Here is an 11,728-nt window from a genome sequence, read left to right as displayed (position 1 = left end):
CTTTAGTAGATCAATCCGCGCAACATCAGACTACCGGCGCCACGCAATCGGGCGCCTGCAAGGCGATGCAACTAAAGACTGCGATAGAGGCGTGCCAAACCGTCGGCCATGGCGGTCGACGCTCCTAGCTCAAAGCGTTCGCACAATCGGCGGTTGTCCGCCTTGGAGTGCCGGATGTCTCCGGAGCGGGCCGGGGCATGACTCAGGTTCAGGGACTTGCCGCTGATCTGTTCCAGGGCGGCAATCAGGTCATTGAGCGTAGTCACGCCACCGAGCCCGACATTGGTGGCATCGACGGGAGGCTGCGCACATTCGAGACCCTGGACGAGGATCTTCACCAGGTCTTCGACATAGACAAAATCGCGGGTTTGCCCACCGTCGCCGAACACCGTGATCGGCCGTGCGGCTTTCGCCCGCTCGCTGAAAATGCTGATGACTCCGGAGTACGGCGATGACGGGTCCTGGCGCGGCCCGAAAATATTGAAGAAGCGCAGGATCACTGGCTCCAGTCCATGCTGGCGGCGATAGAAATCCAGGTAGTGCTCGCTGGCGAGTTTGTCCGCCGCATAGGGTGTCAGGGGGGATTTGGGCGTGTCTTCAGCAATCGCGGTGCCCTCCCCGTTATTGCCATACACCGCCGCGCTGGAGGCAAACACCACACGCCGGATACCGGCGGCGACCATCGCCTCGCAAACCCGCAGGGTGCCAATGAAATTGCTCTGGTGGGTGCGTACCGGATCTTCGACCGAGGCCTGGACCGAGGCCACGGCGGCCAGGTGCACCACCGCACTGCAACCCTGCATGGCTTCAGCCAGGACGGCGGCATCGGCGACATCACCGATCACCAGCTTCAGGGAGGCATTGTTCATCGGCAGGTTACTCACCTTACCGCTGGACAGATCGTCCAGGACCCGAACGGCATGGCCTTTGGCCAATAACGCATCCACAAGATGAGAGCCAATGAAGCCGGCGCCCCCTGTAACCAGTATCCGTTCGGCAGACATAAATCATCCCAAGAGAAAATGTGGCGCAATCTTCATCGTCTGATGCTGGCACTGCTGGAAGGGAGCCGCGGCTATTCGCCTTGATGGCTGATCTTTCCTGCGCCGCCCGCTCTCTTTTAAGGGCTGTGTCGCCTTTTCATGGAGAGTCTTCAGAACGATGGCGTCAAAAAAACATGAGTAAAGTCAATTACTCAGGCACGCCATAGTGGGATATCAAGCTGACATCGTCAAGAATATGTCTATGTTTTTTATATTTTTTAACCAGCCCTCAAAAAAAGCCAATATTTTGGCTGTCAACTGCAAACCTCAAACCCACGAGCTGGCATCACCGCTACTCAAACCACTCCCGCCGCTCCCTGAACGTGCCCAGCACCAGATCGACGATCAACTGCACCTCTTCCCTGCCCTCGGCCTCACGGCGAGTCGCCAGCCAGGCCCGACGCTGCATGGGTTCCTCGAACAACCCCGGCAGTGCCACCAGCCCACGATCGAAACGGGTGATATAACAAGGCAACAAACCGATGCAGGCGCTGCACCGGATCATTTCCAGCATCAGCTCATAGGAATGCACCTGCACCACGCCCGCCAGGCGCTGCTCCACCAGATGGTTCCACGGTTGGAAATCGTCGATCTGCCGGTCGTGCTGCCATTGCACCAACATGTAGTCTTCAAGATCGGCAATCACATCCGGGCGCGCCGCCACCCGCGAATAACGCTTGGCGATATGCGGCAGGTAATCCAGCCGTACCAGGGGCTGCGGCGGGCTGATGGCGAAGCTCGGCCCCGAGACCGGCGAGTCCGGACCGCACAGCCAGACCACCACGTCGGCGCTCAAGGCCTGCAAGGACATCACGCTGTCCACCGGAATGATTTCCAGGCGGATGCTGGCATTGCGACGCAACAGCGCGATCAGGTCGCGACCGAGGATGTCGTGCAGGATCGATTCGGCAATCGCCAGGCGTACCAACGGCTGTTCCATGATCGGCAGGCGTCGTTCATGGGCCAAAGCGATCAGTTGCGCCTGCAACTGCTGGCCGTCGCGGCTGAGGATCAGGCTACTGCCCTCATACACGAGCAGTGGTCGATTGGCGCGTTCTTCCAGCAACGCCAACTGCTTGCGCAGTTGGGTCGACTTGATATTCAAGCTGCGCGCCGCCTGCATAAAGCAGCCGCAGCGGGCACTGGCCAGAAAGACCTGGGCCGTCTGCGGTTCCATCAGCCTGGCCAAGGCCAGCCAGGGCTCGTGCGGCTCGCTCGGGCTGTGGTAGTCCATGACGCCCACTCGCGGGGCGTCTTCATTCAACGACATAATACTGACTCCCTGTCGGCATCCGGGGACGCCCAACCATCCAATGGCAATTTCTTGTCAGGGCTTTTCTTCCAGCACCTGGTTCAAGGCCGCACCGTCGATACTCAAGGTCGCGGTGTTGAGCATGCCTGCCAAGTAAGCCTTGGCAATCTGTTCCTGACGCTGGCTGCGCAAGGCTTCGCGCAGACGGTCACGCAGTTCGTCCAGGGTCGCGGTGCGCGCCGGCTGCATTTCGTTGAGCTTGACGATATGGAAGCCCGCCGGACTTTGCACCGGATCCGCCACCGCACCGGTCTTGAGCCGCGACACGGCGCCACGCACCTCCGGCAGCAGTTGCTGCAGCGGTTGCAGACCGGCATCGCCACCGCGCTTGGCGCTGTCGCGATCCTGGGAATACTGGCCCGCCAGCGCGGCGAATTCGCCCGGTGCGGCCTGGGCCCGACGACTCAGTTCCACCGCCTGTTTACGCACGCTTTCCAGCGACTGCTGATCCGGCACGGCGAGGAAAATCTGGCTGACCCGGTACAACGGCGGCGTCTGCCAGGCCGATTTGCCGCTGTCATAGGCCTGTTGCAGTTCCTCGGCGCTGGGGTAGTCCGCCGGCACCTGGCTGACCGACGCCAGGTAGCTGCGAAAGACGATCTGCTCGGCGGCGGCGCGGGTCTGCTGCTCGATATCCGGGCGCTGCGGCCAGCCCTGGGCATCGGCCTGTTCGATCAGCGCCTTTTCCGCCAGGCGCGTCCGCAGCCAGCTTTCCAGGGCTGCACGATTGCCACGCAGTTGCTCACGGGAATCGGCCGGCAGGGCCGCAAACACGGCTTTCAGTTCCTGGGCATCGACTTGCTGGTTACCCAGGCGGGCCACGGCCGGGGCGTTCGACGTCGGTTGCAGCGTGGCGGGTGCCGGCTGCACCGCCGCCACCGGATCGCTGCCCGGGCGCATGACCAGGGCCAGCGCACCGACCAGCACGGCCAGCGCACCGGCGCCGGCCAACAGGTTGCGTTTTTTCACAGGGTCGCCTCCTCCTCATGGGCCACAGGCTCGACACCGGCTTGCGGTTGGGCCTGCAACTGTGCTGCCCGCTGGCTGTAGTCGCGCAGGTAGACGATGAACTCCTGGAGCAGGCGATCCCAGAGTTCCAGGTTGCCGCGCAGGTAGTTGGCGCTGACACCGGCGGCCACCACCACATCCATTTCCATCACCAGGAACTCGCCCTGTACCGACATGCGGGCAAAACGCCGCGAAGCATTCCACAACTCGGCCAGGCCGGCCGGCAGCTCACCTTGCACCCGCAGGGCACAGCTGTAGGTGAAGTCGACATAACCCCCCTCGCCAGCCGCTGGATTACCGAAGCGCACGGCGTAACCGATGCCCTGGCTGGCGCTGAGCAGTTGCACGATACCGTTCTGATCGGTGCGATTGACCCGGTAGCCGGCGCCTTGCAGCAGTTCGGTCAGGCTGTCCGGGGTCACGTGCTCGATCAATTGTTCGCTCATAAATTGTTCTTCCTTGCAGGTTATTGATTGACGGATGCGTGGGTCGCATCGAACTGGTTCTTGTAGAGGTTGTCGCCGAAGGTCTGCGCCATTTCCTCGAACTTGACCCGGGCCCCGCCGGCAAACGGCTGGCGAATCTTCATCACCTCGGCCACATCGATTTTTTCGAAGGCGGCGAGGATCTCCTTGGCGACCCCGTACATCTGTTGATTCTTGACCGAACATTGCTGCACTTGTGTGTCACGCTCGGTCAACTGCACCTGCAAGCGCGCGCGCTCGGCTTCCTTGGCCTTGGCCAGCACCAGCAGGTCGTCATAGGCTTTCTTGAACTTGCCCAACTGTTCGTTGCTGGCGGCGGCAAACGCCTGGGCCTGGTTTTGCAGGTTCTGTTGCTGGCCGGCCAACTGCTCGCTCAACCCCTTGGCCTTGGCCAGCTCTGCTTCGAGCTGCTTGATCTGCGCCTGGGCCGCCTTGGTCTGGTTTTCGGCGGCGATCCGTGCCGCGCCGGCCTGGGCCTGTTCGCTCTGCAACGCTTGCAATTGCTGGGTGGTGCTACGCAACTGGGTGCGCAGGCGCTCTTCCATGCCTTCGGCGGACGCGCCATTGGCCAGCGCCACGCCGACCAGCAGCAACAACGTCGACCAACGCACCTGGGCTCGCATGTTCATGGGGTCTCCCTCGCGCTTAGAAGCGCGTGTTGATTTCAAGCTGCATGACATCGATATCGAACGGCGCGCCATACACCGCCTCCGAGTTGAGCCAGCGCGCGGTGGCGATCACGTTCTTGTCCAGGCCGTAGTTGGCCCCGAGGAAGAAGCCCTTGGCGTTGGTCCCGCCGAGGTGGAACGAGTTGTCGTTGAAACCGTCGGGCAAGGCATCCGGCTGGATGTACTTGTAGCCGCCGAAGACGTTCCAGTCGCCCTGGCGCTTGAGGTCCAGGGCGTTGCCGAGGGTGAACTGGACCATCATGGCGTTGGCGCCGCTCTGGATTTTGCCGTCGTTGTCCAGGTTGTTGACGATCTGGCCCGCGGCTCGTCGGTTCATTTCGCCTTCGTCGTAGCCCAGGTTGTGCACGTAGTCGGCCTGGCTGCGCAGCTTGAAGTCTTCCGGCAGGTCGCTGTCGAGCACCAGGTTCAGGTCCAGCAGATTGAACTTCGAGGCCAGGCCGACGAATTGCGGTTGTGCCGTGGTGGTCGGGGTCAAAGGGTTGATGGCGATGTCCCGCAGCAGGAACACCGTGTTGCCCTTCTGCATGAACGCGGCGCGGGTGCCGTCGGAGCTGCAACCCGGGTCCCCGGCCCAAGGTCTACAGGTGTCGGAGCGCTGGCCTTCGATGTCGTCGAAACGATAGTAGGCCAACGCCCCCTTGAGCTTGTTGTGCTCGCTGAACTGCCAGGTCGCCCCGGCTTGCAGACCGTAGAGCCACTTGTCGGCGCTTTTTTGCTTGTCGTAGCCGTTGCTGCTGGCGGTGTCGGAGCTGTACTCGATGGGGAACGCGCCAACGGTGCCGAACACGCCCCAGTCGGCGTTGAGCTTCTGGTTGAAGATCGCCGCCACACCATCGAAGTTCAGGTCGGGGGAATACAAGATGTCGGTGGAGAAGAACGGGTTGGCGATACGCCCGCCGGTCAGGCTCAAGCGGTCGGAGTACTTCCAGGTCAGGTAGCCCTGGTCGAGCCAGAGGTCTTTCTTGGCGAAACCACCGCCGAGCACCTGGGTGGTCGAGACCGGGTTGTTGTCGGTACCGGTGCCGATGCGGATGCCAGCGGTCCAGTCCGGGGCGACAACCGCCTTCATGCCCAGCCGGGCGCGGATGCGCAGGGAGTCGCCGCGGTCTTCGCGGGTGTTGAGCAACGGCGGCAGGCTGGTGCTGGTTTTCGGGTTGACGTCGTAGGGGCCGCTGGCATTGAGTTTGGCAAAGTCGACGATCTGGTTGCTGTTGCCGCTGGAGTAATAACGCGACTCGTCGCGCAGGCGCAGGTCGCCGTCGAAGCTGATGCGCGAGACCCAATCCGGGAAGGTATTGGGCTGCGCCCAGTTTTCCTGCTTGGCGGTGGCCATGACTTCGGCCTTGACCTGGTCGCGGATCTGATCGCGGACAATGGCCGGGACGTATTGCACGCGAACCTCGCCTGGCGTCGAGGGCGGCCCGCTGGCGGCAACGGCGCTGGCCTGGCGCGCCTGCAGGGCTTCTTTCTCGGCCTGGGCGATCAGCCCGTCGGCCTGTTCCTGCTTGAGCACGCCCTGCTGCACCAGCAGGCGGATCAGGTTGATCGTGGCGTTTTCCGACGGCGCCGCGGGCGTTGCCGCTGCCGCCTGGCCGACCAGGGTCGCGATGACCAGGCCGACCGCCAGGCTCAATCGATTCACATTGGAAATCATTTGCACACAACTCCTATGACAAGACTGCGAATGGGGTGAACTAGCCGGGACGCCGGCCTTGCAAGGCAATACGCACCGGCAGGGTGATCGACGCCGGCGGCCGTTCGCTCAAACGCGGCGCGGCGCGCAGGGCGGCCAGTACCTGGGCATCGAGCTTCGGATCGCCACTGGACTTGACCAGCTCGGCCCGGGTGATCTCTCCGGCCGCGCTCAGCCAGATATCGGTCTGCAGCGCAAAAGCCAGGTTGCGCAGTTGCGGGTCTTCCTTGAGCAAACGCTGGAAGGAATACGCCAGGAACTGGCTGTAGGTGCCGTTACCCAGCCGCCCTCCTCCGGCTCCGGCCATGCCGCCGCCCTTGCCCGCGCCGATGTTGAAGGCGTCGCCGCCAGACTGGGCGTCGCCGTCGATCTGCATCGGGTTTTCCAGGTCGTTGACCGGTGACGGCGGTGCTTCCTCCTGGGGCTTGACCTGTTCCGGTTCCGGGGTCGGTTCGGGGATCTTTTCTTCCACCGGGGTTTCCGGCTCCTTGGGCTTTTCCGGCTCGGGTGGCGGTGGCGGCGGCGGCGGCAACGGAATCAGCATCGGCACCTTCGGCGCTTCCCGGCGCACACCACTCATGTCGTGGGCCCACTGCCACAGGAACCAGGCCGCAATGGCCCCCAGCAGCAGCCCCGCGCCCCACTTCAACAGGCGCAACGGCGACTTCTTCACGGGGTCGGGGCTGATCGGTAATTTCGCGGTCATGGTCAGCCCTGGGTCGGTTTGCCGGTGACCAGCCCGACCTGGGACAACTCCAGGCGCCGCAGCAGGTCGAGCACTTCGATGACTTTCTGGTACTGCACCGTGGCGTCGCCGCGCACGATGATCGGAAAGTCCGGACTCTGGGCCTTCTCGATGCGCAGGCGCTCCTCCAGCTCCGGCAGCGTCACCGGATAGGCGTCGAGAAACACCTGGCCACCGTCGTTGACCGAGATGGCCTTGGTCTTGGCCTGGGACAGCGACACCGAGGCGCTGGCCTTGGGCAGGTGGATCTGGATGCCCGAGACCTGGGCGGTGGCGGTGAGGATGAACATCACCAGCACCACCATCAGCACGTCCACCAGGGGCGTGATATTGATGCTGTCCACTGGCGCATCATCGTCATCGTCGTGGGAGGCATTTACGCTAGCCATGGCTGTTCCCCTCAGGCCGGAATCGACGTGGTTGGTTGATCGGCATGCAGGCCACGGCGCTGGGCGTTTTCGTGGGAGTGGCTCTCGCCGTGCATCTCGGCCAGGCGGGTGATGAACTCGTCGACGAACACCCGCATGTCGGCGCTGACTTCCTTGTTGCGGGTGATCAGGCGGTTGTAGCCGAACAGCGCCGGGATCGCGACAAACAGGCCCATGGCCGTGGCCAGCAAGGCCGCCGCCATGCCGGGGGCGATGGCGTTGATATTCACGTCACCGGCCATGGCCGTGCCGAGGAACACCACCATGATCCCCAGCACGGTGCCGAGCAGGCCGATATAAGGGCCGCCGGCGATGGCATTGGACAGGGTCGACAGCTTCGAGCTCAGTTGCTGGTTTTCCCGGGTGCGCACGCCGTCCATGGAGCAGCGGATCGCCTCGATGGTCGCCGCCGAGACCGTCGAGGTATCGGCGCCCTGGGCACGGCGAGTACGGATCTCCTTGACTGCCACCAGGTACAGGCGCCACAGCGAGGAATGCTCCAGGCGTCGGGCCAGGTCCTGGTCGTCGGCAAACATTTCCAGGCGGGTGCCGATCTGGGCGAATTGCTCGCGAAACAGTTCGTTGGCCCGGCTGACCCGGCCCAGGGTGCTGTTCTTGCGGATCATGATGAACCACGACTGGAACATCATCAGCACCAGGACCGCGATGATCACCCAGGCGTCCGCCGGCACCGCCTTGAGCAGGAAGCCCAGGCTGCCGAAGCCGAAGCCCGACTGCTCTTCGTCTGCGCCATAGGCCACCAGCTTCGATTCGGCCCCCTGGGACATGGCATCGGCCAGCAGCGCGGCGGCCGGACGCACGACCTTGGACAGGCGCAGTTCGTCGATGGCGCCCTGGAAGGGTTGGTAGAGCGCGGCGACCGGAGCCGCCGGATCGGCGGCGGCGACCGGCAACTCGGCACCCACGGCGATCGGCGAGTTGAACGCGGGGACTTCCTGGGCCAGGCTCGCGGTCTCGCGACCGTTGACGAACAGCGTCACCTTGCTGCCCTGGACGGTGACGGCCAGGTGCTGCCATTGCCCCGGGTTCAGCGCCTGGGTCGAAACCCCGCGCTGGCCATTGACCTCCACGAATGGCGTGCCCTGGCTGACACCGAGCACAAAGGCATGAGCGCCTTCACGGCGGGTGATCACCGACTGCTCGCCCGTGGCCTGGTCCAGGCGCACCCAGGCGCTCAGGGTCAGGGCACCGCCGGCGCTGTATTGCAGCGACGGACTGGCCGGCAGCGACAAGGCCTGGCCGCCCAACTGCAAGGCACCGCCGATCACGCCGTCGATACGGCTGCCGGTGGCGTTCTGCGCGTTGTTGGCGAAAGCAGTGGCATCCTTCGGCGGCGTGCCCGCTGCGCCGTCAAAGTGATAGACCGCGGTGTAGTTGGGATCGAACGCCAGTTGGCCGTTGCTGACCGCCGGTGCCTTCGCGTTGCCGTAGTACATCCACAGGTCCTGGCGTTGGCCCCCTTCGACCTTGGGCACATCGACCCAGATCAGCGCCATGCCCATCAGCGGGTCGAAGCTTTCGATCTGGTAGTTGAGCAGGGTCTTGTCGTCCGCCGCGACGAAGCGCAGGTCCGAGCCGTCCTCCTTGACCCCGTCGAAAGTGAAGTTGCCAGTGTGCAGGCGCACCAGCAGGCTGCTACGGCCGGGAGCGTCGTTGATCGCCGCGCCTTGTGGCGTGGTGTCGACGGTAATCTGCTTGCGGTAGTGCCAGTCGTCCTGCCACCAGGCATTGGCGGTCGCCGGGAGCGCGAGGCCCAGGCAGATCAACAGGGATATCATCAGGCGCTGCATGAAAATTGCTCCGTAATTAGGTTCAGAAAGTCGCTTGCAGGCTGAAATGCAAACGCGAGTCCTGCTTCTGCGTGTTCGGTCCATTGACCAGCGGATAGCCCCAGTCGAGGCTGCCGGACAGCCATTTGCTCAGGCTGGCCCGAGTGCCGAGACCGACACTGGCCAGGCTGTAATCGGCCTTCTGTTCAGGCAGCGGCTCGCGCAGGTACAACTGGGCACCCTCGGCGAAGGCATACAAGCGCCACTCCTGGACATAGCTGCCCAGGTACTTGGCCAGGGACGGCGTGCGCAGCTCCTGGGAAAACAGAAAGCCTTGATCGCCGGTGACTTCCGCGGCGAGGTAACCGCGCACCGAGGTGGCGCCACCGGCGGACATCTGCTCGTTGGAAATCAGTGGCCCGGAGGCCAGTTGGAACGAGGTCTTGGACGCGCTCTGCCACTCGCCGAAAATGTCCTGGGTGTAACTCAGGTCGCCTTTGAGCAGGGCGAAGCTGGGGCTGGAGCGATAACGCTTGTTGTCGAATTCCTGGTCGTTGCTGCCGTAGCCGAAGAAGGCCCGGGTCCCGACCACCAGGCTCAGGCCAAGGCCCAGCTGGGATTTCTCGGTGTAGCGGTAGCCGTTGTAGCCGAAGGTCAACGGCGCGTACTTGAGCGGCACCGTGTCGCTGCTGCCGCCGAGCTTGAGCTGCTCCTTGAAGTCCTTGAAATCCACCCCCAGGGACAGCGAGTTGGACCAGATGCCGCCCCCCGGCACGGTGTAGATGCCCGAGACGCCATAGGAATGGCCCTTGCCGAGCACGTTGCTGCCGCCGATGGTGGCGACGTTGCTGTCGGACTGGTAACCGGAAAACTGCACGGCCCAGCGGTCGTTCAGCGGTGCGCTGTAAGAGCCGGACCAGACCTTGGCATTGCTCTGGTCCTCCGGTGCGGTGAAATAGGTCAGGGAGATGCTGTGGCCCAACTGCCAGAGGTTGTCGTAGCCGATCGAGGTGACGGCGCGCAGGTCCTTGGTGTCGGCGCTGTGGTCGTTGTTCAGGCCGACACTGCCGTGCCAGGGATTCTTGTCGTCGACTTGCAGGTCGACGTCCATGGTCCCCGGGCGCTGACCTTCGCGGACCAGCGGCATGACCTGGCGACCGGGGCTCTTGTTCAGCGCCGCCAGTTCACTCTGGACATGGGCGAAGTTGGGGACGTCGCCTTCCTTCAGGGCCGGGACATCGTCACGGATCTCCACCGGCGAATAGTGCTGGGCACCGACCACCCGGACCCGGCCGACCTTGGTTTCGCTGATCTGCAGGTAGACAATGCCGCCCTCGACCTTCTGCTCCGGCAACTCGACGTACACCGACTGGTAACCCTTGGCCTGGTAGCTTTTCTGCAAGGCCTCGCGGGCGCCCTCGATATCGCTCAGGGCTTTTTGCGGACCGAGGAACGGGTACACCGCTTCCTCGATATCCCGCGCTTGCAGCACGGTGTTGCCGCGCACGACGTATTCGTTGACGTCGACCAACTTGGCCGGCGCATCATCGGCCAACAGCGGACGCCCCAGCACCGCCAGGACCAGGCCGCCACACACCGGCAGCCAGTGCCCGGCCAGTCCCGGTCGTGCCCTTTTGAAGAACAAATGCTCCACACCGCCCCCTTGATTCAAAATGGCCACGAACGCAGTCGAGGCCGTATGGGCCCGGGTCAATACCCCGGACACTTCAGTTATTCACGGTCGATATCGACGGGTGCCGGGCCAGCCAGGTATGCAGCTGGGCGAAGTTCAGGGAGAACTCCGGCATCTGCAGCAAGGCGCCGCAGAACACTTCACCGATTATTTTCTGGATCAACAGCACCGCCTGCGGGTGATCCAGCAGCGTGGCGATGTCCTTGCTCAGCACACTGAAGTTCCAGACCTTCTGGTTCAGGTCGAGGCCGACGAACCAGCGGAACAGCAGGTTGTAATTGAGCTGCTCGTAGAGTTGCTGCTCGCTGGGTACCGAATACAGCAGTTGCAGCAAGAGAATGTGCATGACGGTCTGGGGCGCGATCTGCATGCCGGAGTCGGCATTCAGCGAGCGCAGGAATTCACGATCGTCTTCGAGCAGGTCGTCGATCTGCGGACGCAGCAACACCAGGGAATGGCCGGGCGGGATATAGCTGGAGACTTCCTTCAGGGCGCCCTGCCAGTCGTCCTGGGAGACAATCCAGACCCAGGGCGCGCCGTAGCGATAGACCGAGACGGGCTTCTTGCGGGCCGCCTCGACGATCTTCGACAAACGCTGATCCAGTTCCTGCATGCCCACCTTCGAGTAACGTTCCATAGTTCTCCTCGTCTCTCTGCCGGCCTTGCCATGGCATGGGGACAGGTCCCCTTGCGTGCCCTTGACCGCTTCACATATCCATGACCGGGCTGGCCTTGTGCTACCGAACTTTTGTCATAAAAGCTTCATTCCATGGCGGCGTTCGAGGTGTGTGGAAGACGGTTTCGCAGGCAAAAAAAAAGGCGGCCATTACGGCCGCCCCTGA

The 11,728-nt window shown here is 63.2% G+C and carries 11 protein-coding genes; all 11 read right to left on the bottom strand.

From position 1 onward, the window contains the following. Window positions 1-71: 71 nt before the first annotated feature. Window positions 72-1,004, bottom strand: coding sequence for an NAD-dependent epimerase/dehydratase family protein (locus M5C56_RS15170; RefSeq protein WP_103494076.1), 933 nt, complete (start codon window positions 1,002-1,004; stop codon window positions 72-74). Window positions 1,005-1,335: 331 nt separating this feature from the next. Continuing rightward, on the bottom strand, window positions 1,336-2,313 hold the full coding sequence (locus M5C56_RS15165; protein WP_103494075.1) for a LysR family transcriptional regulator: 978 nt from the start codon (window positions 2,311-2,313) through the stop codon (window positions 1,336-1,338). A gap of 57 nt (window positions 2,314-2,370) precedes the next feature. Continuing rightward, the gene (locus M5C56_RS15160) at window positions 2,371-3,324 is read right to left on the bottom strand and encodes a peptidylprolyl isomerase (protein WP_103494074.1); all 954 of its coding nucleotides are present in this window, start codon (window positions 3,322-3,324) and stop codon (window positions 2,371-2,373) included. Further along, entirely contained in the window at window positions 3,321-3,809 is a 489-nt protein-coding gene (locus tag M5C56_RS15155) for a YbjN domain-containing protein (protein ID WP_103494073.1), read from the bottom strand. The genes M5C56_RS15160 and M5C56_RS15155 overlap by 4 nt, the downstream gene beginning before the upstream one ends. 20 nt (window positions 3,810-3,829) lie before the next feature. Beyond that, a complete protein-coding gene (locus tag M5C56_RS15150) occupies window positions 3,830-4,477 on the bottom strand; it encodes a DNA repair protein (RefSeq protein ID WP_103494072.1) in 648 nt (215 codons plus the stop codon). 16 nt (window positions 4,478-4,493) lie between these two features. Next, window positions 4,494-6,191 (bottom strand): putative porin, encoded by a 1,698-nt coding sequence (locus M5C56_RS15145; protein WP_103494071.1) that lies wholly within the window; start codon window positions 6,189-6,191, stop codon window positions 4,494-4,496. Window positions 6,192-6,231: 40 nt separating this feature from the next. Further along, on the bottom strand, window positions 6,232-6,936 hold the full coding sequence (locus tag M5C56_RS15140) for an energy transducer TonB (RefSeq protein WP_247263185.1): 705 nt from the start codon (window positions 6,934-6,936) through the stop codon (window positions 6,232-6,234). 2 nt (window positions 6,937-6,938) lie between these two features. Beyond that, on the bottom strand, window positions 6,939-7,364 hold the full coding sequence (locus M5C56_RS15135; RefSeq protein WP_103495630.1) for a biopolymer transporter ExbD: 426 nt from the start codon (window positions 7,362-7,364) through the stop codon (window positions 6,939-6,941). 11 nt (window positions 7,365-7,375) lie between these two features. Beyond that, entirely contained in the window at window positions 7,376-9,214 is a 1,839-nt protein-coding gene (locus tag M5C56_RS15130; protein ID WP_103495631.1) for a MotA/TolQ/ExbB proton channel family protein, read from the bottom strand. A gap of 22 nt (window positions 9,215-9,236) precedes the next feature. Continuing rightward, entirely contained in the window at window positions 9,237-10,847 is a 1,611-nt protein-coding gene (locus M5C56_RS15125) for a ShlB/FhaC/HecB family hemolysin secretion/activation protein (protein ID WP_103495652.1), read from the bottom strand. A gap of 73 nt (window positions 10,848-10,920) precedes the next feature. Beyond that, entirely contained in the window at window positions 10,921-11,523 is a 603-nt protein-coding gene (locus M5C56_RS15120) for a transposase (RefSeq protein ID WP_103495632.1), read from the bottom strand. Window positions 11,524-11,728 lie beyond the last annotated feature (205 nt).

The organism is Pseudomonas sp. MWU13-2862 (assembly GCF_023242495.1).
Lineage (GTDB): Bacteria > Pseudomonadota > Gammaproteobacteria > Pseudomonadales > Pseudomonadaceae > Aquipseudomonas > Aquipseudomonas gingeri_D.
Note: the sequence above shows the minus strand (reverse complement) of the source record. Positions and strands in the feature narration are given on the sequence as shown.